Source organism: bacterium, assembly GCA_016716565.1.
GTDB lineage: Bacteria > Bacteroidota > Ignavibacteria > Ignavibacteriales > Ignavibacteriaceae > IGN2.
The window spans coordinates 1,281,727-1,307,353 of the sequence record JADJWC010000001.1 but is presented as its reverse complement, the minus strand read 5'-3'; the positions used below and the strand labels follow the sequence as shown (position 1 = coordinate 1,307,353).

The 25,627-nt window shown below is 36.9% G+C and carries 19 protein-coding genes, 1 tRNA gene and 1 pseudogene; 4 read left to right on the top strand and 17 right to left on the bottom strand.

Features of this window, described 5'->3' with window-relative positions; all coding sequences use genetic code 11:
• Nucleotides 1-24: 24 nt before the first annotated feature.
• Both IPM14_05765 and IPM14_05760 read right to left on the bottom strand, forming a co-directional pair.
• Entirely contained in the window at nucleotides 25-1,353 is a 1,329-nt protein-coding gene (locus IPM14_05765) for an adenosylhomocysteinase (GenBank protein MBK9097630.1), read from the bottom strand.
• A gap of 28 nt (nucleotides 1,354-1,381) precedes the next feature.
• Complete coding sequence (locus IPM14_05760; GenBank protein MBK9097629.1) at nucleotides 1,382-2,524, bottom strand: methionine adenosyltransferase; 1,143 nt, start codon at nucleotides 2,522-2,524, stop codon at nucleotides 1,382-1,384.
• 167 nt (nucleotides 2,525-2,691) lie between these two features.
• On the opposite strand from IPM14_05760, the gene IPM14_05755 reads away from it, so the two are divergent.
• Entirely contained in the window at nucleotides 2,692-3,645 is a 954-nt protein-coding gene (locus IPM14_05755) for a nitronate monooxygenase (GenBank protein MBK9097628.1), read from the top strand.
• A 4-nt stretch (nucleotides 3,646-3,649) separates the two neighbouring features.
• Here IPM14_05755 and IPM14_05750 read toward each other — a convergent pair whose 3' ends face one another.
• Complete coding sequence (locus IPM14_05750) at nucleotides 3,650-4,882, bottom strand: 4-hydroxy-3-methylbut-2-enyl diphosphate reductase (protein MBK9097627.1); 1,233 nt, start codon at nucleotides 4,880-4,882, stop codon at nucleotides 3,650-3,652.
• Between the two features lie 2 nt (nucleotides 4,883-4,884).
• A complete protein-coding gene (locus IPM14_05745) occupies nucleotides 4,885-5,367 on the bottom strand; it encodes a hypothetical protein (GenBank protein ID MBK9097626.1) in 483 nt (160 codons plus the stop codon).
• 76 nt (nucleotides 5,368-5,443) lie between these two features.
• On the opposite strand from IPM14_05745, the pseudogene prfA reads away from it, so the two are divergent.
• Nucleotides 5,444-6,515: pseudogene (prfA, locus tag IPM14_05740) on the top strand (peptide chain release factor 1).
• Nucleotides 6,516-6,532: 17 nt separating this feature from the next.
• Here the strand turns inward: prfA and IPM14_05735 are convergent.
• From IPM14_05735 to IPM14_05695, 9 genes are all read right to left on the bottom strand, one after another.
• Nucleotides 6,533-8,098: a response regulator gene (locus tag IPM14_05735; protein ID MBK9097625.1), complete on the bottom strand. Its 1,566-nt coding sequence runs from the start codon at nucleotides 8,096-8,098 to the stop codon at nucleotides 6,533-6,535.
• 136 nt (nucleotides 8,099-8,234) lie between these two features.
• On the bottom strand, nucleotides 8,235-9,605 hold the full coding sequence (locus IPM14_05730; GenBank protein MBK9097624.1) for a sigma-54-dependent Fis family transcriptional regulator: 1,371 nt from the start codon (nucleotides 9,603-9,605) through the stop codon (nucleotides 8,235-8,237).
• Entirely contained in the window at nucleotides 9,598-11,250 is a 1,653-nt protein-coding gene (locus IPM14_05725) for a PAS domain S-box protein (GenBank protein ID MBK9097623.1), read from the bottom strand. The genes IPM14_05730 and IPM14_05725 overlap by 8 nt, the downstream gene beginning before the upstream one ends.
• Nucleotides 11,251-11,364: 114 nt before the next feature.
• Nucleotides 11,365-12,153 carry a hypothetical protein gene (locus IPM14_05720; protein MBK9097622.1) on the bottom strand — a complete coding sequence of 263 codons (789 nt, stop codon included), beginning with the start codon at nucleotides 12,151-12,153 and terminating at the stop codon, nucleotides 11,365-11,367.
• A 101-nt stretch (nucleotides 12,154-12,254) separates the two neighbouring features.
• Nucleotides 12,255-14,756 carry a hypothetical protein gene (locus IPM14_05715; GenBank protein MBK9097621.1) on the bottom strand — a complete coding sequence of 834 codons (2,502 nt, stop codon included), beginning with the start codon at nucleotides 14,754-14,756 and terminating at the stop codon, nucleotides 12,255-12,257.
• A gap of 3 nt (nucleotides 14,757-14,759) precedes the next feature.
• Nucleotides 14,760-15,419 (bottom strand): DUF4159 domain-containing protein, encoded by a 660-nt coding sequence (locus tag IPM14_05710; protein MBK9097620.1) that lies wholly within the window; start codon nucleotides 15,417-15,419, stop codon nucleotides 14,760-14,762.
• 131 nt (nucleotides 15,420-15,550) lie between these two features.
• The gene (locus IPM14_05705; GenBank protein ID MBK9097619.1) at nucleotides 15,551-16,159 is read right to left on the bottom strand and encodes a T9SS type A sorting domain-containing protein; all 609 of its coding nucleotides are present in this window, start codon (nucleotides 16,157-16,159) and stop codon (nucleotides 15,551-15,553) included.
• Nucleotides 16,096-16,572 carry a hypothetical protein gene (locus tag IPM14_05700; protein ID MBK9097618.1) on the bottom strand — a complete coding sequence of 159 codons (477 nt, stop codon included), beginning with the start codon at nucleotides 16,570-16,572 and terminating at the stop codon, nucleotides 16,096-16,098. The genes IPM14_05705 and IPM14_05700 overlap by 64 nt, the downstream gene beginning before the upstream one ends.
• A 550-nt stretch (nucleotides 16,573-17,122) precedes the next feature.
• Nucleotides 17,123-20,113, bottom strand: coding sequence for a T9SS type A sorting domain-containing protein (locus IPM14_05695; GenBank protein MBK9097617.1), 2,991 nt, complete (start codon nucleotides 20,111-20,113; stop codon nucleotides 17,123-17,125).
• A gap of 197 nt (nucleotides 20,114-20,310) precedes the next feature.
• Here IPM14_05695 and IPM14_05690 point away from each other — a divergent pair, with 197 nt between their 5' ends.
• Entirely contained in the window at nucleotides 20,311-20,772 is a 462-nt protein-coding gene (locus tag IPM14_05690; GenBank protein MBK9097616.1) for an EVE domain-containing protein, read from the top strand.
• Nucleotides 20,763-20,835: transfer RNA gene (locus IPM14_05685), tRNA-Ala, on the top strand. The genes IPM14_05690 and IPM14_05685 overlap by 10 nt, the downstream gene beginning before the upstream one ends.
• A gap of 5 nt (nucleotides 20,836-20,840) precedes the next feature.
• Here the strand turns inward: IPM14_05685 and IPM14_05680 are convergent.
• The 4 genes from IPM14_05680 to hflX form a co-directional block, all read right to left on the bottom strand.
• Nucleotides 20,841-21,275 carry a GNAT family N-acetyltransferase gene (locus tag IPM14_05680; protein MBK9097615.1) on the bottom strand — a complete coding sequence of 145 codons (435 nt, stop codon included), beginning with the start codon at nucleotides 21,273-21,275 and terminating at the stop codon, nucleotides 20,841-20,843.
• Nucleotides 21,276-21,287: 12 nt separating this feature from the next.
• Nucleotides 21,288-22,568 carry a DNA recombination protein RmuC gene (gene rmuC / locus IPM14_05675; protein ID MBK9097614.1) on the bottom strand — a complete coding sequence of 427 codons (1,281 nt, stop codon included), beginning with the start codon at nucleotides 22,566-22,568 and terminating at the stop codon, nucleotides 21,288-21,290.
• A 91-nt stretch (nucleotides 22,569-22,659) separates the two neighbouring features.
• A complete protein-coding gene (locus tag IPM14_05670; GenBank protein ID MBK9097613.1) occupies nucleotides 22,660-24,183 on the bottom strand; it encodes an aromatic amino acid lyase in 1,524 nt (507 codons plus the stop codon).
• 107 nt (nucleotides 24,184-24,290) lie between these two features.
• Complete coding sequence (gene hflX, locus IPM14_05665; GenBank protein MBK9097612.1) at nucleotides 24,291-25,595, bottom strand: GTPase HflX; 1,305 nt, start codon at nucleotides 25,593-25,595, stop codon at nucleotides 24,291-24,293.
• Nucleotides 25,596-25,627: the final 32 nt, after the last annotated feature.

Here is a 25,627-nt window from a genome sequence, read left to right as displayed (position 1 = left end):
TTTGCGTCTCTACTTTGAAGAATTTTAGTATCTGTAATAATCCGGTTTGTAGGGTCCTTCAACAGGAACACCAATGTATTCTGCCTGTTCGGGTCGTAATACATCGAGCTCAGCACCAACTTTAGCCAAATGCAATTTTGCAACCATCTCGTCAAGATGTTTTGGTAGGGTGTAAACTTTGTTTTCATATTTTTTGTGATGATTCCAAAGTTCAATTTGTGCAAGTACCTGATTTGAAAATGAATTAGACATAACATAAGATGGATGTCCCATTGCACATCCAAGGTTAACTAATCTTCCTTCAGCAAGAACAATAATATTCTTTCCATCGATAGTGTACATATCAACCTGAGGTTTGATATTATCCTTTGTGTGCCCGTAATTTTTATTCAACCATGCCATATCAATTTCGTTATCGAAGTGACCGATGTTGCAAACAACAGTTTTATCTTTCAGTAATCTGAAAATCTTTTCATCAACAACATTATAGTTACCAGTTGCTGAAACAATAATATCAGCGCGGGGAGCAGCCTTTGCCATCTTCTGAACTTCATAGCCGTCCATTGCAGCCTGCAAAGCACAAATCGGATCGATCTCAGTAACAATAACTCTTACACCCGCACCACGAAGTGACTGTGCTGAACCTTTACCAACATCACCATAACCTGCAACAACTGCAACTTTGCCAGCCATCATTAAATCTGTCGCTCTGCGAAGTGCATCAACTAAAGATTCTCGGCAGCCATACTTATTATCAAATTTAGATTTTGTAACTGAGTCATTCACATTGAATGCAGGAACAGGAAGCGTACCTTTCTTCTCTCTTTCGTAGAGACGATGTACTCCGGTAGTTGTCTCCTCAGAGATTCCTTTGATCTCTTTTATAAGTTCAGGATATTTATCAAGAACCATATTTGTTAAATCACCGCCATCGTCTAGAATCATATTTAATGGTTTTCTATCCTTGCCAAAGAATAAAGTTTGTTCGATGCACCAGTCATACTCTTCAAGCGTTTCACCCTTCCAGGCAAATACAGGAACTCCTGCTTTGGCAATTGCTGCAGCAGCATGATCCTGTGTTGAAAAAATATTACAGGATGACCACTGAACTTCAGCACCAAGATCTTTTAAAGTTTCAATTAACACAGCAGTTTGTATAGTCATATGAAGGCAGCCGGCAATTCGAGCACCTTTTAAAGGCTGCTCTTTTTTATACTTTTCCCTGATAGACATCAAGCCGGGCATTTCAGCTTCTGCTAACTTTATCTCTTTTCTTCCCCATTCAGCAAGTGAAATATCCTTCACTTTATATGGAAGAATTTTCACATCATTTTTTACAGCGACGTCGCTCATTTTTTTCCTTTTATCTGGTTGTTAAATATTATGCGTATTTCTTAAACAAATTTACCAGGTCCAATTGTTCCCAGGAAAATTCGTTTTCTGTTCTTCCGAAATGACCATATGCAGCAGTTTTCTGATAAATTGGTCTTCTCAACTTTAATCTTTCGATAATTCCTTTCGGAGTCAAGTCAACTTCTTTTGTAATCATCTTTGATATTTCCGAATCAGGAATAACTCCTGTTCCTTTAGTATCAACATAAATTGAAACAGGCTCTGCAATTCCGATTGCGTACGCGACCTGAACCATACATTCTCTTGCGAGTTTAGCTGCAACAATATTTTTCGCTATATGCCTTGCAGCATAAGCAGCGGAGCGGTCAACTTTGGAAGGATCTTTACCTGAAAATGCACCACCGCCGTGAGGTGCCCAACCACCATAGGTATCAACAATAATTTTTCTTCCGGTTAGTCCGCTGTCACCATGAGGTCCGCCAATTTCAAACCTGCCGGTTGGATTAACAAATACTTTTGTTTTACTATCAAATAAATCTGATGGAATAACTTGCTTGATTACCTGTTCAATAACATCTTCTTTAATTTTTGCCTGGCTTGCATCTGCATCGTGCTGGGTGGAAATCACAATCGTATCAACTCTCTTTGGATTTTTGTTATCATCGTACTCAACTGTTACCTGGGATTTTGCATCCGGTCTTAAATACGGCATCACTCCATTATAACCCTTTCGAATGTCTGCCAGTTTTTTTACGAGTTTATGAGCATACATAATCGGCATTGGCATTAATTCTGGTGTCTGGTCACATGCATAACCGAACATCATTCCCTGATCACCTGCACCCCCTTTATCAACACCCATTGCAATATCAGGTGACTGAGAATGTATTGCATTCAGCACTGAACAGGATTCCGAATCAAATTTATAATCAGCACTTGTGTAACCGATTTTTTTAACTGTTGCGCGAACAACATCCGGAACTTCAATGTATGCTTCGGTGGTTATTTCACCGCCGACGAGAACAAGGCCTGTAGTCACGAAAGTTTCGCAAGCTACTCTTGCATTAGGATCTTTTGCAATTATTGCATCGAGTATACCATCGGAGATCGCATCACAAACTTTATCGGGATGACCTTCAGAAACTGATTCTGATGTAAAGAAAAACGACATTATTAAACTACCTTCTGAAATGAAAAATTATCTATAAGCTCTTTTTAAAAAAAGGCTTACAAACTTAGGAAAAGGGGTTTTTAATAACAAGCTAAAGAGGGTTAACTTTCATATTATGATTATAAAATAATTCTAATCAACCAAATATTTGAGAGATATCACAAATCATGAAATTATCCACAAAAATTACTGAGCTCTTTAAGATTGAATATCCTATCATTCAAGCAGGAATGGTTTGGACTTCAGGCTGGAAATTAGCTTCAGCCGTTTCTAATGAAGGCGGACTCGGTCTAATTGGTTCAGGTTCAATGAAACCAGACTTGTTAAAAGAACACATTCAAAAATGTAGATCCGCTACCGACAAACCATTCGGAGTAAATATTCCACTACTAAGAGGTGATGCTGAAGAGCTTGTTAGAGTTACAATTGAAGAAGGAGTGAAGATTGTATTTTCATCAGCCGGACATCCAGGAAAATTTATAAACCAGTTAAAAGAAAATAATATTAAAGTCGCTCATGTGATTCCTTCAGTAAAACATGCTTTGAAAGCGGAGGAAGTTGGTTGCGATGCGGTTGTTGGTGAAGGAGTTGAAGCCGGAGGCCACAATGGAATTAATGAAACAACAACACTTGCATTAATCCCGCAGCTTGTTGATGCAGTAAAAATTCCTGTGATTGCAGCAGGTGGAATTGCTGACGGCAGAGGAATTCTCGCAGCACTTTCGCTCGGTGCTGAAGGTGTTCAAATCGGGACCAGGTTTGCAGCGACACTTGAATCTTCAGCTCACGAAAATTATAAAAGGAAAGTTGTTGAGGCTAAGGACGATGGAACAACTTTGGCGTTCAAAAAAATTGGATTGGTGAGAATGTTAAAAAATGATTTTGCGTTCCGTGCTTTAATAGCTGAAAGAGAAGGCTGGGACGAAATCAAATTAAAAGAACTGCTTGGAAGTAAACGTGAACGACTCGGTATTTTTGAAGGAGATGAAAACGAAGGTGAACTTGAAGCCGGACAAAGCTCAGGTTTGGTAAATGAAATTCTGACGGTTAAAGAATTATTTCGAAAATTATTGGATGAAATTGAAACAGCTCAAAAAAGAAACAACCAACTGATCCGATGAATATTTAAATTGCTTCAAGGACATCATTCACAACTGAATCAATGTCTTTCGAGTTTGAAAAGAATGACACAATTCTTCTGATAACAGCTTCAACGACAGCATCCGGACATGAAGCTCCGCTGGTTATCATTATCTCGACAGGATACTTGTCAGGAAGATAGTTGTTTGAAATTACAATCGACTGTTTATTTATATCAAAATGATTGATTTCATTATCTGAAATTATTCTTGCTGCTGAATCAATAAAATAGGTCATGATTTCCTCTTCACATATCTTAACTATGTTCGTAGTGTTTGAACTATTGTATCCTCCGACCACAATAGCAAAATCTGCTTCAACTTCCAGCATTCCATAAGTTGCATCCTGGTTATCGTTTGTTGCATAGCAGAGAGTGTCACGTGTGTCAGCAAAATGCTCGTTGATATTTTCGACTCCATATTTTTTTATCATCGTTTCTTTAAGAAGATCAGCAATTTCCTGAGTCTCGGTTGCAAGCATTGTGGTTTGATTCACTACTCCGATACTATTCAAAAGAATAAATGCATCAAAATCTTTTGAATATTTTCCTTTGAAGAATTCATAGAAATCTTCTTCTGTCTTATTTCCAAGAATTACGTCTGAAAGAAATTTTGTTTCTTCAAGATTACGAACAATCACTGAAGGAGAATTTTGAACAGCGTGTGAGAAAGTTGCTCGTGTTTCCTCGTGATAGTGCTTTCCATGTATAACTACAGTAAATCCCTGTTTCCCAAGGTCAAAGGAACGGTTCCAGACTTTTTCAACGAATGGACAGGTTGTGTTATATCTGTATGGATTGATACCCATCTTATTTAGTTTTTTCTCTATCTCGAGTGTTGTTCCGAAAGCCGGTATGATAACGATATCATCTACTTTAATTTCTTCCCATGCAACGAGCTGATTTCCAGAAGTATCCATAATAAACCGAACACCCATGCTTAATAAATCGTTATTCACGCCCGGATTGTGGATCATTTCACTCAACAGAAATATCCTTTTACCGGGATTTTCTTCTATTGTTTTGTAAGCAATTTCAATTGCATTTTCAACTCCATAGCAAAATCCAAAATGACGAGCGAGAAAAAACTTGACAGGACCAAAGTCAAGAACAGTGGGTGAAAAATCTTTTTTGCGTGGATCTTCGAGTTTTCTGCTGTTCTTTATTTGAGTGATGATGAAAGAACTTTTATAATGGATTGGTATATCAAACTTTTTCATAATTAACTCTTTAAAATTAAATCACTTTCTTCCGAATTTAAACGCATATCACGTATCAAAGATTCCTTCGATGGTCTCATCAGAATGAAATAACCAATGAGGAAAAGGAAAACCACAGTGTAAAGATAATTTGAAGTCAGCATAGTTGCTACTAATGCTAAAAAACAAGCTCCTTCAATCATCGCCCAGGATACAATTTTTGCCGTTCTGTAATATGTTATTTTTTGAAGAATACTTCCGCCCGAATTAAACCTGGATAACATCTGGCTATAAATCATTCTTGAAAGAAACATAATTGCTAATCCGAAGACCGGGACAATAAACAAAAATATTTTATCAATATCAGCATTTGCTGAATAATCCATATCCTGAATAATTACCATTACAACCGTAAAGAATATGAGTAACCCCGAAAGGAGTGAATAAAAAAGGATGTTCGTGATCTTTAATTGATTGTTCAATTCAGGTGTATCAGGTGTGTTCATTCAGTCAAATTCCTCTCCCGTTTAGATTTTCAGAAGGTGCTTTAATATATTTGCACACAATTTTTAGAAATACACTATGAATTTAGCAGATAAGTTAGAAAAAATAAAAATTAAGTTTGACAGCATTAACGAGCAGCTTTCTGATCCCAAGATCGCTTCGGAGCGGGAGAAAATGATTTCCCTTACGAAGGAAAGAAGCGATCTCACTGAAATTGTTGAAGCCTATTCGAAATACGCTTCGGTACTTAAAAATATAAAAGGCAATAAGGAGATAATTGATACTGTATCGGATAGTGAGCTTGTATCATTAGCCGAAGCTGAACTTGCAGATCTTAAAGTTGAGAGAGATAATCTTGAGGAAGAAATCAAAGTGCTTCTGCTTCCCAAAGATCCAAACGATGATAAAGATGTAATTATGGAAATTAGAGCCGGAACCGGAGGAGAGGAAGCAGCTCTTTTCGCCGGTGATCTATTCAGAATACAGCCGTTACGCAGAAATCCGCGGCTGGAAACTTGAGCTGATTGACATTAATGATACTGGTTTAGGTGGTGTAAAAGAAGCCATATTTTCGTTAAGCGGGAATAATGTTTACGGTGATTTAAAATTTGAAAGCGGTGTGCATAGAGTTCAGAGAGTACCTGAAACCGAAGGAAGTGGAAGAGTTCACACTTCCGCTGCATCTGTTGCAGTGCTTCCTGAAGCTGAAGATGTACAGATAGAAATAAACCAGAATGATTTGAAGATTGATATTTTCCGCTCAGGTGGTGCTGGTGGACAGAATGTTAATAAAGTCGAAACAGCTGTTAGAATAACTCATTTACCTACAGGTATTGTAGTCCAATGCCAGGATGAAAGATCACAGTTGAAAAACAGACAGAAAGCGATGAAAGTGCTTAAAGCACGATTGTATGATCTTGAGCTTAAGAAACAGAACGAAGAAATCTCCGCACAACGAAAATCAATGGTACGTAGCGGCGACCGAAGCGATAAAATAAGAACCTACAATTACCCTCAAAACAGATTAACTGATCATCGAATCGGATTAACACTTTATAATCTTTCCAACATTATGGAAGGTCACATTGATGAGATTATTGAGCAGTTAAAAATTGCAGACAAAACCGAAAAGCTTCAGGCAACAGAGTAATTTGCAGGGAACAACATTCACTTTGCAGAAATTGTTATTACGCTGACATCATCTTCAAACGTAAACTGATTAAAAGCTTGAATGTTTTCTTTTAAGACAGCGATTGGATTCAGATAAAAATTTTCATTCTGTATTGTCTTAACGAGTTTGCTCAGTCCAAACTGATTACCAGCAGTATCACGGCATTCTATCATTCCATCGGTAGATAAAATGACAATATCTCCGGAGTTCATTTTAATTAACACATCATCGAAAAGAGCATCATTGTTGAAACCCAGAAGTAATCCTTTAGACTCAATTTTATTAATCTCTCCCTTTGAGTTGTTTTTAAAGAGTATCGGCATATCACCAGCACCGGAATACCTGAGGGTCATCTCCTGTTTGTTAATGACTACTGCAGACAACGTCGAAAACACTTCCGAAATTTTAGAATCCTGATAGACTAGCTTGTTTACTTTGCTTATAATTTTTCCCGGAGATGAAAACTCTCCTTCACCAACTACTGAATGAATCGCACTCCTTATATAACCTGCATAGGCGTATGCAAAATACCACGCTCCCCATTTTTTGCCCATCACATCGCCAAGAATTAATACGAGGTTATCATCATCAAGTAGAAAATGATCTATAAAATCTCCTCCGGGAATTCCGCTAAAAGGCATATGCCAGTATTGTATGTCAAAATTTTCAAACTCAGGGAATTTTTCCGGAACAACACTTGTTTTTAATAATTCCGATGCTTCGTGAAGTTCGGTAACAACTTTATTTCTTTCCTTACTTAAACTTTTTAGTAAAGCAAGTATCTTCGCAACAACTATTTTATAGCCGTAATCTTTCTGCAGGTAGTCAACAATATCCTGAGAAAAACTTGCAAGAACCTCTTGCTCTGAATTAATGTTGCTTAGAAAAACGAAAGGAATCGAAGCTGTTTCAGGATAGTTTAAAAGCATTTCACGAAATTTATAACCGTCAATTTCCGGCATCATTACATCAGCGACAATTAAATCAGGCTGAAATGTTCTTACAATTTTCAATCCTTCCATTGCTGTTTCAGAAACTCTGCATTCAATTCCGGCTTTTGTAAGTCCGGTCTGGTAAATTGTCAACGCGGCTTTATCATCGTCAACAATAACAACTTTGTATTTTTTTGTTGAAAATACCTCCAGAAGATTTTTTCTTGTACCGTAAATACGATTTATTTCCGTTCTCCTGATCATGGATTTAATTTTCAGGATAAGTTCATCAACATTAAATGGCTTTGTGATGAAATCATCACCGCCTACTTCGAGAGCTTTTGATTTATCTTCAAGAGTATTTTTTGCAGTAACGAACACGAAAGGAATTGAACGATAGTTTTCATTCTCCCGGACAAGCTGACAGAAAGTAAATCCATCCATTTTATCCATTATAATATCGCAAAGGACAAGATCTATTTTATTTTTTTTTAACTGTGAGAAACCTTCATCGGTGTTTGCTGCTAGATGAACTTTGTAATCATTAAGATTAAGATGGTGGGAAATTAGTTTGCGAATGGTTATATCGTCATCAATGACCAGAATCGATTTTTTATCATTAGTACTCATTTAACGCATAACCCGTTTGCTTAATTTATATTTGTAATCTTTGCAACAACTGAAATATTCAACCGCAGATCATCCAAATACCCCCGAACGAATTCTATAGTCCGGCATTTAAAGAATTGTAATCAGGAATAACCCTTCAGCTTTCAATACCATATTTTTCCATTAGCCGGTATATTGTAGCTCTGCCAAGCTGAAGTTTTCTGGCTGCTTCAACGATGTTTCCACCTGTAACTTTTAAAGCATGCCTGATTGATTTCTCCTTTATTTTTTCAAACGGGACAATATTATCGTCGGTGAACATAACACTTTGGTGATCCACAACCGCTGATGTATCAGCAGCCCGAATATGCTGCGGTAAATCGTCAACATCAAGCTGGTCTTTATCGGAAATTATCATACATCGTTCGATAGTGTTCTCCATTTCCCGCACATTTCCCGGCCAATCATATTCATAAATAAGTTTGAGTGCTTTTTTAGTGAAGCCTTTTACATTCCTCTGAAGTTTTTTGTTGAACTCTTCAACAAAGTATTCTGTCAATACAAGTATATCCGCTCTTCTCTGACGTATCGGTGGAATAAAAATCGGGAATGAATTTAACCTGTAAAATAAATCTTCACGGAACTGCTTTAGTTCGACTGCATGTTTTAAATCCCTGTTTGTAGCCGAAATAATCCGAACGTTTGTCTTTATTAACTCTGTACCACCTACGCGTTCAAATTCTCTTTGCTGGATTACTCTTAAAAGTTTTGCCTGAAGCATCATCTCAAGTTCGCCGACTTCATCGAGAAATATCGTTCCGTCTTTTGCGTACTCAAATTTTCCAAGCTTTCTCTGATGGGCGCCAGTAAATGATCCTTTCTCGTGACCAAATAATTCACTCTCAAGAAGTTCTCTTGGAATGGAAGCACAATTGACAACAACGAAAGGCTTGTCTTTTCTTTTTCCGTTATAATGAATTGCTCGTGCTATTAACTCTTTTCCTGTTCCGCTTTCTCCATAAATCAAAACTGTGATATCATTATCGAGTACTTTCGAAACGAGTTTGAAGACATCCTGCATTTTACCATCGGCAGAAATTATATTATCAAAGCTGTATTCTTTCTTAACGTTTTCTTTAAGATTCTGAATCTCTTTTACGAGGTCATAATTTCGGATTGCATTCTTTACTGCTAGTTCAAGTTTCTGCTGATCGATTGGTTTGGAGAAATAATCATATGCTCCGTACTTAATTGAATCAACAGCAACATCAATTCTTCCCTGCGCAGATAACATAATAACAGGCAAATGTTCGTCTGTTTGTTTGATTCTTCTTAGAGTTTCAATTCCATCGAGTCCTGGCAGCATAATATCAAGTAAAATCAAATCGGGTTTTGAGCTCATTTTCTTGAACATCGATTCGCTGTTCGGGAAAATTTCAACATCATAACCCCACTTATCTTTTACCCAGAACGAAAGCAGCTTCGAAATGGATTGTTCATCATCAACTATGAATATGAGTTTACTCAATATTTACCTCATTTTTCTCAATTTTACTTCTTTTGGGCAATTTTACCAGAAAAGTGGTTCCGCTTCCGGCTTCACTTTGGACTGTTATTAAACCTTTATGTAAATCGATTATTTGTTTTACAAAAACCAAGCCAACTCCTGTGCTTGAAATATCACTAACTCTTCTGCTTGCTCTAAAAAAACGCTGAAATATATACGGTTGATCAGCTTCCGGAATTCCGATTCCAGTATCGCTGATGACAATTTCAACCTCTCTGACAAAATTATTTACAATTACTTTTACTCTTCCGAGTTCATCCGTAAATCGAATTGCATTATTAACAAGTGCGTTAATTACCTGGTGCAGACTTTCCTTATCAGCTTCAATAAAAACTTCTTCTTCAGGATGTTCAAAATTAATTATAATATTTTTATATGAAGCCAGATCAATATTTTCATTTACTACTTCCTGAATTAACCTGATGAGACCCACGCTTGTTTTATTGATGACTACAAGTTTTTCATCTGTCTGAGAAGTATCTAAAAAGTAATTAATTAATTTTGCTAATCGTTTACCTTCGCTCATAATAACCTGGATAAATTCTTCCTTCATGGAATCAGCCAGGTCCGGATCGGATACGATCGTTTCAGAAAACCCAATTATTGACGCGAGTGTTGTCCGGAATTCATGTGAAATCCCTGAAATAAAATCATACTTCAGTCGATTAAGTTCCTCGACAACTGATTTTTGCGGATTAGTTCTTGCTCTTTCTATTTTTAATACCCGGTTTACTTCTGTTAATTTTGGCTTCAGCTTTCGCAGTTCGGTTTCATATCTTTGCTTATCAGTCAAATCTTTACCAACTCCAAGTAAACCTATAATTTTATTTTTGCTGTAGATAGTATTACAGCTTAGCTCAACAGGAAACACCTGACCGTACTTGGTCAGCATATTCACAGTAAGCCTGAAAGGTTTATTATCAATCAGATTTTTGTTCAACGAAAGGTTAACTGCCGATAGATCTTCCTTATTTATAAAATCAATAAAGTGTTTCCCTTTCAATTCATCCGGCGAATAATCAAGATGATTTTGAACGGCATCATTTACCAGGATAAATTTTCCTGAATTATCCAGAATAAATATCAAATCAGGAGATATATTAACCAGAAGATTGAACTTGTCTTCCCATTCATCAAATATTTTTTTGTTCTGCTGATTATCAAATCTTTTTTCTGATAATTTTATATTTTGATCGGGGCGCTGCTCAAAATAAGTTTTAAGCTGATGACTGAGAATCGAGAGCACGGGCATTATTCTGCTTTTGGTTTCATCTTTGAATTCATCGGGATAATCAGAAAAGAGAAGTATGTAGACGTACAAATTTCTTTCCGAGAAAAAAATTAAATCTTTAATAAAAAATGAAGCAGCAAATCTTTCTTTAAGAAAATCAGCAACTGTAGGCAATTCAGCAAACTTTTCAGTATCAATACCGCCTGCCTTAAATAGTTTGAAGAGCAGATCATTCAATTTAATGAAGTCATCTGGTCTACCACCCCACATATTTAGCACCTCAAATCCATAATCGTTAAGTTGAAGCAGATAACCCTGTCTGCTGTAACTTATCTTAGAAATAATGTGGAGAGTATTTTCAATTAATGCGTTCATTGGTGAAATTTGACTTCTCAAAGATATGCAGATTTAACCTAAAAAATTAAATCCTGCACAAAATTAGAAACTCAAATCGTAGTGTGAGAAGGTAGCTGATAAATTAAACTTAATCTATTGTTTCTGTAAATCTTCATTCTGAAGAATTTCATAATATTTTCTTATTAATTCTTCATAATCTCTCGAGTAACCTTCTTTAACAGCCTTATTTAATTCATCGCGAATTTTATTTAAAGCATTTGGTGAAGAGAGATTTAATTCGGGCGGCTGATTTCTGCGGACGGTTTCACCTGATCTGGATTCTCTTTCTTTTTCATAATCTCGTTCATTGATTGACTTTTGTGCATCAAGCAGCTTACTGAGTATGTTTTCCTGCTTTTGCAGAAGTTCATCATCCAGTTTCTGACCTTGCATATCTGTTATTACTTCCTGCATCCTTCTCGAAATTTCATCAAGATCCGCAGGAAGTTTTTGTGACTGACCGGAGATTTTCGCTTCCTGGTTCAACTGCTCAAGTGATTTTTGTATCAACTGCTGCTGCTGTGAAAGTCTTTGCATTTCCATTTGCTGCTGTGGAGTTAGCCCTCCTTGCTGCATCTTCTGAAGCATTTGTGTGAGATTATTAAGATTCATCTGATCACCGGACATCTGCTGCAATTGCTGCATTAACGACATCATTCCTCCCTGTCCACTTCCACCTTGCATCATTGATTCCATGGAATTTTTCATCATCATTGCGGCTTCGTTCAACGACTTCATTGCTTCACCCTGCTGGTTGGAAGCCACCATACCATTTCTGCTTTTCATTGATTGAACAGATCCTTCCATCTGTTTCTTTGCGTCACCGAGTGACTTGCCCATTTCCGGACTGATTGCAAATGTTTTCTGCGATAGATCAGACATCTGCTGCATGATGTTATTCAAATTGTTAGAAAGGTTATTCTCTTCTTTTGCTAAATCATCGAGCCTTGAAGAATTTGGATCAAGGTTTTCTGCTTCACGTTTTAAATCTTCCTGTTTTTTGATAGCGAAAGAATATTATCAAGAATTTTCATCATATCTGTAAATGTCTGCATCTGGCTTTGCTGCATCATCGAATCTTTCATCTGCTGCATTTTTTGTTTCATCTGTTTCATATTTTGCGAAAGCATCTGCTGGTTCTGTTTAGCTTTCTGCTTTTTATTCTGCTGAATATCCTGCGAAGCCTGATCAGATAACTGCTGGTTCTGCTGCTGTTCAAATTCCTCCATCATCTCTTCCATTTCCTCCTGAGGCATATCAGGTATTTCACCCATTTTCTTTTCGAGATCCTGCATTTCTTTCTTAAGTTTTTCCAAATCTTTTGTTATCTCATCCTGCTTCTTGCTAAGGTTTTCATTTTCTTTTTGATTTGAAGGATCGCTTTGTTCAGTTTGTTCAGAAAGGTTTTCCTGCTTTTCAGTTAATTCCTCTGTACGTTTAAGCAGCTCATCCATCTTTTGTTCAACTTGAATTCTCTTTAATAAATTAAGTGTTCGTTCGATGCTTTTCTTAAACCTTTCTTCATCCATTTTCATATTCTGGAGTTGTTCCTGCGTCATATTCCTGTTCATATCTTTTAGAACATTCTGGAGTCTTTCCATTGCTTTTTTCATCTCATCGCTGGTCATTTCATCCATCAGTTTCTGTAGCTCCATATACTTTTCCATCGTTTCTTTTGAGAGCAAATTATTCTCCTGAAGATTTTGTTTCATATCTCCAAGCTGATCATTTACTTTATCAACTTTATCCTGCAGCTCCTGATATTTCTCAAGTGCGTTTTCAATTTTTTGTTTCTCTTCCCAGCTTAATTTCGGATCATCCTTTTTCAGCTCCTTATCGATTTCATCGAGAGTTTTCTTCAGTTCTTCTGCATCTTTAAGTATTTCTTCAAGATCTGTTTCGCTCTGTGCCTGCAGTTGATCCGCTTCGTTAAGGATTTCATCAAGTGAGGGAACACGAACTGTTAAAGTCTGAGTTCTGGCAGATTTAGGTCCGTTCACATTATCGTTATCAAAAATCTCAAGGTAGTAGGTAACAACATCATCCACAGCAAGATACATCTGGGTTAGGTTCCAGACGTAGTTGATATTTATTTCGAGCTTTGATTTATCAACAGGAATTTCAATTGAACTGAAATCAATCTGAGGCGTTTCGTATTTTGAAGCAGACAATCTGTAATTCAATACTAATTTTGAAAATCCATAATCATCTGAAGCTTTTGCAACAAGTGGGACCCTATTATCATTTGACAGACTTGTATTTTGATTTGGGGAAATTAGTTCAATCACAGGGAAAGCATCATAAAGAGCTTTTACTGAGTAGGTTATTGGAGAAAGATTATTGTTGCCATTCTCATCCATAAGTTTTATTTGATAGCTATTATCTTTCTTAACGAAAAAATTTCCTGAAACAGATTCGCCGTCAACATTCAAATTAACAATAGAAGAATCACCAAATTCAATTTTTGCTTCTTTGAGTTTTTTAGTTGAAGAAATTTTCAAATTCACTCTGCTTCCGGTTAACGCCTGGATATTACCATTATCTTTTTGAACAACTTTTGGAATTTTGGAATAAGAAGGTGATATAATTTCCAACTCAAGAGTTTTAACAATTGGTCTGTCAATCACAACAATCTCGAACACTTCACTTTCAACACCATCGGCATCAGCAAAATATTTGAAGGAACTCTTCACTGAGTTAATTGCAAATGAATAATTTCCTGATGAATCAGGGAGCAATTGCTGTTTAAGAAAATCGGCTTCTTCCTCTTTGCGAATTAAAAGCTGAAGCAACTTCGGTGTTGAGCCTTTAACTTTGATCGAAATGTCTACTCCATCACCTTTTGTTATTTCTTTATTGCCGGGATTGATTTCAAAAATAAATTTTGGTGGTGGAATAAATTCTTTATCGAAATTTAACAGTCTGAATGAAGCTGCATTTAATCCGGGAACAAACAAAATCATTATCAGGCAGAAAATTGTAATCACCGCAAAATAAGGCAGAACCTTTTTTGTTCTTTCAAAATTTATTATCGATTGAAAGTTTAAATTTTTAACCCGCTCGTAAACATTCCTGAAAGCGGCATCAATCAGATACGGTGAATAAAGAATTCCCTTTTCATTTTCGGAAACCAGCTGCATTGAGTTGATGAGTTCATCTTTCACATCTGGGAATTTTGTCCCGACTTTTATTGCAGCATCAAAGTAATTTTCTTTCCTGATTTTTCCGATGTATTTAGCAAATGGTTTTATCAGAAAGAAAAATAGTAACCCGAATGCAACAAGTAGAAAAAGAATGAATAGAACCGTCCGCACTGATGAATTGAAATTTGCAATCAATTCGAGGAAAGAATAGAAAGTAAAATTAATAAGTACGGCAGCAACGAAAGCCTGAACTCCAAAAAGAAGAAACTGCAAATAGTCCTTCCTGATGAAACCTTCAAGCTTCTTTAAAATTTCAAGATAATATTTTGAATCAGTTCCCATGCTTTATTGAGATAATGCCCATACTACTATGTTAGTCCCGAACTTCAAAGCTTCTTCTCTTTTTTCGGGAGGATCATCATGAACTTCCGCATCTGCCCAGCCATCACTGGGATTCGATTCATAAGTATAATAAACTGCTAATCTGTTATTTAAAATAATACCAAATCCTCTCGGAGTATTTTTATCGTGCTCGTGCGTTTTAGGCGGACCATCTTCAAACTTGTAAAATGAATGATAGAGTCCGTAACTGAACGGAAGCTCAACAAAATCATCCTGCGGAAAAACTTTTTTCATTTCCCGGCGAACTGCATTATCAAGTCCATAATCATCATCTATATAAAGAAAGCCGCCATTCTCCAGATAAGTCCGCAAACGGTAAACTTCATCTTTTGAAAAAACGATATTGCCGTGGCCTGTCATGAACAAAAACGGATAAGAAAAAATTTCGTCAGATGAAAGATCAACAAACTGGTAACGCGCATCAACTTTAATATTTGTATTCTGCTGAATAAAGTTAAGAAGATTCACTTCCGCAGATGGATCGTTGTACCAATCACCACCACCCTGATATTTTAATCGTGCGATTTGAAAACCATCCTTACTTTGAGCAGGAAGATCCAGATAGTTAGTCACTATAAATAATATTATTATGAGGTATTTCATTTAATAAGTAATGGCAATTCAATTGACTGCAAATATAAATTCTTGCGGGCAGAAATACAGGTATTTTAACAGTACCAATAAAAAAGGGCAGCATTTGATAATGCTGCCCCTTGACTCATAATATTCTGAATTTACTTCATCAAAACCATTTTCTTTATTTGAACATATGTGCCAGCCTGAAGTTTATACAGATACATTCCCGACGCAAGTGATGAAGCATCGAACTCAACTTCATAAACTCCGGGTTGTTTTTCTTCATTAACTAGTGTTGCGACTTCGCTGCCAATAATATCATAAACTTTCAGAGTTACGAATTGAGATTGCTTCGCTCCGCTCGCAATGACAGATGTTACAGTAAACTTGATCGTGGTTGATGGATTAAACGGATTAGGGTAATTCTGATACAGCACAAATTCCTTTGGAGTAAAATCAACTTCAATTTCTATTTCATTTGAAAATTCAAAGCTTCCATCAAAATCAATTTGCTTTAATCTGTATTTGTAAGTTCCAGTCGAAACATTCTCATCAGTGAAAGAATAAGATTTTGGTTCTATTGTAGTTCCAAATCCCGGAACAAAACCAATCGACTCCCAACCTTCTTGACGGGGCGTAGTCCTTGACGAAGCCCGTTCTACCTCAAACCCAGAGTTGTTCGTTTCCGTTACTGTTGTCCAATTCAACTGAACTGCTTTTTCATTTTGTAAAATTGAAGCTGTGAATGAAGTAAGCTCAACAGAAATAGATTTTGATAAGTCAACACTAAATTTATCCCTATAAAACCAAGTTGTAGTAAATGAGGATTAGTATATGTTCCTGAATCTGGCATTTGATAATTAAATATTAGTCCGCCAAGACCATCTTGTAATAAACCGGTTACACATTCTGGGAAATCCCAGGAGATATATATCGCCGTTGCGATACTATATGCCTGACAACAAATCTTATAAGTTCTTGTGCCTGAAAACGGAATTGTTCCATATCTGAAATCTTTCCAGCTTCCAAACTCAAAAGAATTGGGGTCTGGTTCAACCGGTATATCAAGAACGGCTTCAAAATGATCATAAGGAATGCAGTCGGTATTACTTCCCCCAATATCGAAGGGACAGAACAACCAATATTCTCCAAGAAACGAATCAATTGAATCTGTTGCCAAAGTATCAATTCCACAAGTTAAGACACGGGAATTATTTGACAAACCAGAGTTATCAAAAATAGTTATTGGTATTTCAATGTTTGCAGGTCTCTGTGCATTAACTTCAATAAAAACACAAGCTATAACAATAATATTTCTGCTTTCATTTTTCCCTCCTGATAAAAAATATTGCAGTTAACCGAAGTGCCCTGTTGGGTTTTGTGGATTGTTTTCTCCCTATGAGGTCGTAATCTAAGCGGGGCATAGGAAGAAATTCAGATGTGATTACCCTCTTCTCCAGAATTTTTCCTTTTTTATTAGTTTAAATTTAATCCATTAAAAATAAGAAACAAGCATTCATATAGTTAAGATTAATTGCTGATAGCCAAGTATTAACAGAAAGGGGCCGCATTCCGGATGATCTGATTGAATAGATGGCACAAGTAAAAAACCTAATAGAATAGATACTTATATAGCTTTTTTATTAATCCCTGCAGTAAACCAACCTGCTTGACGTTACAAAAAAAGGCGGCCTGAAGACCGCCTGAAATTTAACCGATGATTCTTAGAATTATTTAAGCAAAAGCATCTTCTTCACGGAAACAAATTTGTCCGTGCGTAATTCGTAAATATACATTCCGGTTGCAACGTTCTTTGCGTTCCATTGATATTGATACTTTCCTGCCTTCAAAGATGTATTTACAATATCGGTAACTTTCTCACCTAGCATATTATAGATTGTCAACTTCACATTGCTTACATCTTCCGGTAATGAGAACTCTATCACCGTGCTTGGGTTGAATGGATTCGGATAGTTCTGCTCTAATGAGTAGATTGTCGGTAACATTTCTCCGCTTACAATTAGTTTGTTAATCGTAAAATTATCAATCAGTACATCTTCTCCATCTTTCAGATTTACATTCACCATCTTCCCGCTTTCATCCATCAACCTAATATTCATTCCTTCCACTCTTACCGTCAATGGATATGTTACTCCACTCATATCTATCGCCTTTATCGAACTGTTTATATCTTCTGCTATCCTTCCACTGTTAAATCTGATGTCGAACATTCCTGCCGGTGGTGTCGGTGGTAAATCATATTGGCTCAGATCAACTTTACCTTTAACAGAATATAGTGTGTAGTTTGAACCTGTCGCGTCGGAGATTATTATTTTTCCCCAATCTTCAGGAAAATATTCAGTTATAGATCTCTTTGCCATTGTCTCGGGTATGATTATTTGTCCTGCACCTGTCAGCTTTATCCAGTATCCATATCCCGGATCTATTGTCGTGGCTGCGGTGTATCCGCCTGAATACTTGAAGATTGGGCCACTCTGCAATCCACCTGGAACTGTGGTTACGTTGGCTGCTGTTACACTTAGCTCATATCCACCTATCATATTCCAGCCTGAATTTCCTGCTAGTGGTGCGTGTGGTACTATCTGTATTCCTCCTGATGGCCATTCGTCTCCTGTGTTATATACTCTGGCTCCATCTTGTTTCATCCAGTATCCCTCTCCCGGGGTTGCTGTGGTTACTTGTGTATATCCACCTTGATACTTGAATACCTGTGAGCCTGCTACTCTATATGCCCACCACGTACCTACATTCTGATCTACTGGATGCAATCCAGGTATCGATACCATATTCCAGCCATCAGCAACATTAACTGATAATTGGAATGTTGATGAATTACCAACATTGCCACTGAGAATTGTTCCGTCAGTTCCAACTGCCCAAACTTTTGTACCAGCAAAACGGATATCTCTGATTGTTTGTGTTGTACCCAGGTACATTTGAGTAGGTGTCCAATTTGTACCGCCATCGGTAGTGTAATATGCAAAACCGCTTGCACCAGCCATTAAACCAAAATCATTGGTGAGAAATCGGATTGTATAAAGAGTAGCAGTGGTTGGCATTTGTATTTCAGTAAAATTAGTTCCGCCATTTGTTGTTTTAAAGAGTTTTCCACCACTTCCTGCGATGAAACCATTGTTCTCATCGAAGAAGTGCATTGAATAAAAAGTTACTGTACCAAGGCTTCCAATCTGAGTGAAGGAAACACCACCATTCGTCGATTTGCTGAACCGGTTTCCACCACCACAGAGATAAATTATATTTGAGTCCACGATAAATATTTCATAACCGGCGGCACTTCCCCATCCGGCTGAAACGGGTGTCCAGTTAACACCAGCATTTGTTGTTCTTGCAACCTGTCCACTTGAATACATTGCGAATCCAAGATTCTGATCATAAAATTTAATATCATATACTATGTTTGAGGCAGTTCCTGTACCTGTGTTCAGTTGTGCCCAGTCGGCTCCGCCATTTGTTGTTTTATAAACACCGGTAGGACCTTGAGTACCGATATAACCTGTATTTTCATCAAGGAAGAAAACAGAATAAGTTCTGTATCCGGGGTCAAAAGTGAGATTAGTCCAGGTCACACCGCTGTCGGTTGTCTTTAAAATATCACCATAAGAATTACCGGTAGTTATGCTTCCTCCAACCACATATCCGGTTGATTCAGTTGGAAATGATAAACGATGAAGGATCTCATTTGTCAAAGAAGTATTTTTTCTCTGCCATGTTGCCCCATCATCAAGAGATACAACTATCTGACCAACGTCGCCTCCGATTAGTACGGGAGTTGCAGCTTCTGAATTAACACCAAGAATTCCCAGGCCGAACAAATTTTCATTGGCATCAGTTTGAATGAGATCCCAGCTTGTTCCGCCATTTGTAGTTTTAAGAACTCTTCCGGCTGTTGTAAGTGCATAACCATCACTTGCATCAAGGAATTTAACTTCATATATGGTTGTTGATGAACCAATGTCATATATAATTCCACCTGAAGCACCGCCATTTGTAGTTTTAAATATTTTTCCAGTGCTATTTGAAATCCAACCTGTATCAGCATCAAAAAAATGAAGACCACGTACAGTTCCATCAAGACCAGTGATATTTGCAGTTATGTTATCCCATGAAGATCCTCCATTGGTTGAGCGGAGTAGTCTTCCGGTTGTTGAACTTGCAGATCCCAAAAAAATAAGAGTGTCGTTTACATAATGAACTTTGTAAATGGCAGTCGTTCCATAAGTTGATATAGACCAGTTAGTTCCACCATCGGTTGTTTTTAAAATATTTCCTGAATTACCTACTGCATATCCAACATTAGTATTAATAAAATCCACATCCCAGAGTGTAGTTGTTAATCCAGAATTTTGAACTACCCAGTTTTCTCCTCCGTCAGTGGTTTTCATAATCAATCCCAAAGTACCAACAGCATAACCAGTATTCTGATCAGGAAAGATTACATCATAAATATCCCTTGCCTGCGGATCGAAGTAAGAAATTGACCAGGTATTTCCTGCATCTGTAGATAAGCTCACAGCACTTCCGTTACCGAATAGCAGAAATTTGTTTGCTGAAAGTATTACAGCATCGTTATGATCGGCACCAGTAGGCAGCGGATTCTGCCATAGCCAATCGAAGTTCTGAGCGTAGTTAATTCCGCTTAGAACGGATAAAAATAATAAATGAAATAAAATTTTCTTCATAGCTGACTCCCTAAATGGTGATGAAATAGTTTTTACCAAAAATATAGTTATAACTTATATGAGGTTTCTGAATTAGTCAATAAGTAATGTGAAAATACTTTTCAAAGTATTCTTAAAATGGAGCAATTGAATTAGATAGATCTACTACATATTTTGTTTTAAGAAATTAGAGAAATTATAATAAACAGGGAATCAGAGTGAATTATTGGCTTTTTAAATCCGAACCTTCAGAATTTTCCTGGGATGATTTAAAGAGGAGTAAGAACCAAATTACATTCTGGGATGGAATAAGAAATTACCAGGCAAGAAATTTTCTTCGTGATGAAATTAAAAAAGGTGATGGAGTTCTGTTTTATCAAAGCAGCACTGAACCACTAGCAATTGTTGGATATAGTAAAGTTGTGAAAGAAGGATATGCAGATCACACACAATTTGATAAAAAGAACGATTACTATGATGAAAAAACTGATCCTAAAAATCCAACCTGGTTTATGGTTGATATTAAACTTGAAAAAGAATTTAAGAGGCCTGTAACACTTGATGAGATAAAAGCTAATCCGAAATTGAAAAGTATGAAACTAATTCAACGAGGACAGCGGTTATCAATTCAGCCAGTAGAAAAAAATGAGTGGGATGAAATTTTAAAGATGGGGCTGTAGCTCAGCTGGGAGAGCGGTTCGTTCGCAACGAACAGGTCGTCGGTTCGATCCCGATCAGCTCCACAAAATCAAATCTTTTTTTCCATCAGCGTATGTTCAATTTCTCCAAATAAAGTATATGATGGTTCTACTTCTTTGTATCCGTTCTTTTTATAGAATTCAATTGCACTATTACGAGAATGGATGATAATTCTTTTAGCTCCATTTTCAATCACAATTTTTTCTAATTCTTTCAGTACGATTGATCCAATCCCTTTACCTTCCCACTCCGGTTCAACAGATATTGAACGGATTTGTGCTTCTGTTTCATCAATAAAATGAGCTCTGCCGACTCCAATTGGTATCCCATCTAACTCGCAAACCATTATCGGAAAATCTTTAGTCTCTGCATCATCTTTTTCAGTTATTCTTGGCTGATTGAATGGAGCGCGCAAAACTTTCCACCGTAAATCTCTGTATCTCTGAAATTCTTCCGGAGTTTTTGGCGGTCTCACGATCATCAATTACTCAGCAAATTAATCTTCATCTGCCCGATTAACAATTGATGGTGGAAGCTGTTTACTGGTTTTAGCACCAAGCTCTCTTATTTTTTCTGCACGCCTAACCAGATTGCCCGAACCATCTGTTAGTTTTTTCATAGCGTCAACATAACTTGATTTAGCCTGATCAAGTCTGTTCCCAACAGAAATTAAGTCTTCCGTAAAAGTCACAAATTTATCGTAAAGTGCACCAGATTGTTTTGCTATTTCTAGTACGTTACGATTTTGATGTTCTTGTTTCCAGATGTTTGCAATGGTCCTTAATGTTGCTAGTAAAGTTGAAGGACTGACAATTATAATATTTTTATCATAAGCATCAACGTAAAGATTTTCACCATATTGGATAGCAAGTGAGAATGCCGGCTCGATTGGAATGAACATAAGTACGAAATCAAGTGATCCAACATCAAACAGATTCTGATATTTTTTTTCACTCAACTCCTTGATATGTTTTTTTACTGAATCAATATACGATTTGATGTGAATATTTTTTTGATCATCATCCTCTGCCGAAACAAATTTTTCATAACTAACAAGAGATACTTTTGAATCTATAATGATTTTCTTTTCTTCTGGAAGATTAACAATTACGTCAGGTCTTTTTCGTCCTTCTTCTGTTGTAAAAGATTCCTGGATAGTATACTCCTCGCCTTTTCTCAGCCCGGATCTTTCAAGAATTCTTTCAAGTTGTATTTCGCCCCAATCCCCCTGCGCTTTGGTGTCACCTTTCAATGCTTTGACAAGATTCTGCGCATCTGAGCTCATTTGCTGATTCATCTCTTTTAAAGTTTGAAGTTGTTGCCTGAGTTCGCCAAATCTGTTTATACTCTTTTCATTGGTCTCTTCAACTTTACTCTGAAATTCAGTTATCTTTTCTTTTAATGGATTTAATATATCTGATAAATTTGCCTTGCTCTGCTCTGAGAATTTTGTTGTTTTCTCTTCAAAAATTTTATTTGCAAGATTTTCAAATTCTTTTGTGAACTTTTGCTGAAGTTCTTCTACTTCTGCTTTTTGTTCTGAAAGTTTTTGTTGGAGATTATTGTAATCTGATTGAAGAGCAGAAAGTTTCGAATTTAACTCAAGAACTTTTTGTCTTTCGGAATTGAGATTATTTTCAAGATTGGATTTCTCTCTCTCGAGGATTACACTTCTTTCTTCGACCCTACCAGTTTCACCTTTGAATCTGGAAGAAGCAATAAACCAGGCAGCAATTGCACCAATTAAAATTCCAACTATTAAAAAAATTATTTCCATTATAATCCTTTTTTAATGGCACACAGATGACACAGATTATTATGATCTGCGCTGATCAGTCTCATCTGCGTAATCAGCGTTCTATTTCTTGCTACTCCAAACTACCAATTTCTTTCTCAACTTCCTCAAGTATTTCGCAGGATTTAACGAGTGCCTTCATCTTGTTGTGATCAGGATAAAGTGGTCGATCAACATCAAGATGTTCAACGTATTTTCTGATAGCTTCTTTTGCTTTTGCTACACCTTTCCCGGTCGAATGAGTTCTGAAATCCAGAGCCTGTGCAGCAGCCATAAATTCAATTCCGAGAATTCCGTAGGCGTTATCAAGTATCTGTTCGTTCTTTAAAGCGGTGTTCATTCCCATCGAAACAAAATCTTCCTGGTCTGCTGCAGCAGGAATAGATTGTATCGACGCCGGAGTTGAAAGAATTCTCTGTTCAACAATCATCATATCAGCAGTATATTGACTCAGCATTAAACCTGAAAACATTCCGGCACCTTTTGTTAAAAATGCAGGAAGCCCTACGCTCAATGCTGGATTGTTCAGCCGGTTCATTCTTCTTTCGGAAAGAACACAGATCATTGTAACAGCAGCACCGACCATATCCATAGGAAGTGAAACCGGAGATCCCTGGAAGTTTGCACCAGTTAGAGTAATTCTGTCCTCAGGAATAAATATCGGATTATCGCCAACACCATTCAGTTCAATTTCAATTTGTGATTTTGCATAAGCAACTGCATCGTGTGCAGCACCAATCACTTGTGGAGTTGAACGCATCGAGTATGCATCCTGAACTTTTATTTTCAATTTTCCTGTAAGAAGATCACTTCCTTCGATACATTTTTTTATTGCTTGCGAACTTCTAACAGCACCGGTAAATCCACGAAGTTTATGTAAACGAACATCGTATGGTTTCATGTTTGCGAGTAGTGCTTCGAGAGTCATTGCACATGCAATTTCGGCTTGCTTCAAGAATCTGTTAATATCAAATAAGTGAAGAGCAGCAATTGCTGTCATAAAATTTGATCCGTTGATTGTCGCAAGACCATCACGTGCCTGAAGACCGGGAACTTTAATTCCTGCTTTTTCAAAAGCAACTTTTCCGGGAAGTCTTTCACCTTTATAAAATGCTTCACCCTCTCCCATCATCAGCAAAGCAATTTGCGACATCGGTGCTAAATCGCCGCAAGCACCAACTGATCCTTTTGTGCAGACAACAGGGATGCAATCATTGTTCAGCATTTCAACAAGAGTTAAAGTAATTTCCGGTCTACATCCAGAATTTCCGTGAGCGTGAACATTTATTCTTCCGGCGATTGCTCCACGAACCCATTCAATTGGCATTGGATTACCAATACCTGCTGCGTGATTGTAAATAAGATATTTCTGAAAATCTTTTACCTGATCATCGTTTAAGACAACTTCGGAGAATTCTCCGATGCCGGTATTCACTCCGTACATAATTTCGTGTGCTTTGATTTTTTCTTCAAGCATTGCACGACAGGTTTTTATTCTTTCGAGTGAGTCTTTGCTGAGTTCTACTTGTTCTTTATTTCTTGCGATGCGGACTAATTTTTCAACTGTTAATCCAGATCCATTAAGTATGATAGACATTCTTTCCTTCCGTTATCCTGTGGTAGATAAAAATGATGATGAATTGTGAACACAAAATTAACTATTAAGAGTGAGAAATCAGAGGAAGAAATGGAGTCAGAGTATGATTAAGAGTAAGATTTAGAAAGTAATTTTTTAATTTTTTCCGAATTTTCTTTATTCGCACGGAACTTAAATAATACTGTATCATGGTTGTATTTTACTGAAGTTACTTCTGCAAGATCGTGAATTTGTGACGCTAGTTTCGTCTGCTCTATTCCTAAAGTTAATTCCTGCTCCACAAATGAATCTTTTATAATATTCTCAATTGACTTAATCAGTGATGAAATGTTTATCCCTTTTTGAGCTGAAATGATTACACTTCCGAGATATTTATTTCGAACATATTCAATAACACTTTTATCACTCACCGAATCAACTTTATTGAAAACTTTAATTTCTTTTTTGTGCTCACTATCGAATTCTTTTAAAGTTTCATCTACAACTTTCAGATGATCTTCATAATATGGATGGGAGAGATCAATCATATAAATTATTATATCTGAGTATCTAACTTCATTTAACGTGCTTTTAAATGATGCAACAAGATGAGCAGGGAGTTTTCTAATAAATCCTACGGTATCACTAATTAGAATTTTTTCTTTTACGGCTCCGCCTGAAGGCTTCGCCGAGGCAAGCCCATTCAAACTAACATTACGTGTTGTGGAGTCAAGTGTGGCAAATAATTTGTCTTCTGCAAACACATTTGACTTTGTGATAAGATTGAACAAAGTTGATTTACCGGCATTCGTATAACCTGCAATCGAAATTCTTACAAAATCTTTTCTCCCTTTACTCTGAGTTTGTCTCTGCGATTCAATTTCTTTCAGTTTTTCTTTCAGATGACTGATACGAGTCCGAATCATTCTTCTGTCGGTTTCAATTTGTGTTTCACCGGGACCTTTTGTCCCAATTCCTCCGTACTGTTTTGAAAGGTGTGTCCATGCACGAGTTAATCTCGGCAGCATATATTCAAGCTGAGCAAGTTCAACTTGTGTTTTTGCTTCTTTAGTTTTAGCACGAAGCGCAAAAATATCCAGTATCAATCCGCTTCTGTCGATAATTTTTCTGTTAAAAAGTCTTTCAAGATTTCTAACCTGAACTGGAGTCAAATCGTCATCAGAAATAACAAGATCGATGTCATTGAGTTCAACAAGCTGAGCCAGTTCTTCAGCTTTTCCTTTACCGATATAAAATGCAGGATCGATTGCTGACTTTGATTGTATGATTTTGAAAATAGAATCAGCACCGGCAGTGTCTGCAAGTTCTTCAAGTTCGGAAAGATGTTCTTCAACCAATTCACGATTTACGTGTCGTGTCTGAAGAGCAACAAGCATTGCCCGTTCTTTTATTTTTCTTGTTATCTCAATCATATTTTTTCTTAGTGAACCTTAGTGAACTCAGT

Excerpts from the sequence above, each read along its gene's own strand:
- hflX (MBK9097612.1), bottom strand. The coding sequence starts at position 25,595 with ATGATTGAGATAACAAGAAAAATAAAAGAACGGGCAATGCTTGTTGCT.
- IPM14_05720 (MBK9097622.1), bottom strand. The coding sequence starts at position 12,153 with ATGTCTGATCTATCGCAGAAAACATTTGCAATCAGTCCGGAAATGGGC.
- IPM14_05695 (MBK9097617.1), bottom strand. The coding sequence starts at position 20,113 with ATGAAGAAAATTTTATTTCATTTATTATTTTTATCCGTTCTAAGCGGA.
- IPM14_05715 (MBK9097621.1), bottom strand. The coding sequence starts at position 14,756 with ATGGGAACTGATTCAAAATATTATCTTGAAATTTTAAAGAAGCTTGAA.
- rmuC (MBK9097614.1), bottom strand. The coding sequence starts at position 22,568 with ATGGAAATAATTTTTTTAATAGTTGGAATTTTAATTGGTGCAATTGCT.
- IPM14_05725 (MBK9097623.1), bottom strand. The coding sequence starts at position 11,250 with ATGAACGCATTAATTGAAAATACTCTCCACATTATTTCTAAGATAAGT.
- IPM14_05735 (MBK9097625.1), bottom strand. The coding sequence starts at position 8,098 with ATGAGTACTAATGATAAAAAATCGATTCTGGTCATTGATGACGATATA.
- IPM14_05765 (MBK9097630.1), bottom strand. The coding sequence starts at position 1,353 with ATGAGCGACGTCGCTGTAAAAAATGATGTGAAAATTCTTCCATATAAA.
- IPM14_05710 (MBK9097620.1), bottom strand. The coding sequence starts at position 15,419 with ATGAAATACCTCATAATAATATTATTTATAGTGACTAACTATCTGGAT.
- IPM14_05750 (MBK9097627.1), bottom strand. The coding sequence starts at position 4,882 with ATGAAAAAGTTTGATATACCAATCCATTATAAAAGTTCTTTCATCATC.
- IPM14_05745 (MBK9097626.1), bottom strand. The coding sequence starts at position 5,367 with ATGAACACACCTGATACACCTGAATTGAACAATCAATTAAAGATCACG.
- IPM14_05670 (MBK9097613.1), bottom strand. The coding sequence starts at position 24,183 with ATGTCTATCATACTTAATGGATCTGGATTAACAGTTGAAAAATTAGTC.
- IPM14_05760 (MBK9097629.1), bottom strand. The coding sequence starts at position 2,524 with ATGTCGTTTTTCTTTACATCAGAATCAGTTTCTGAAGGTCATCCCGAT.
- IPM14_05755 (MBK9097628.1), top strand. The coding sequence starts at position 2,692 with ATGAAATTATCCACAAAAATTACTGAGCTCTTTAAGATTGAATATCCT.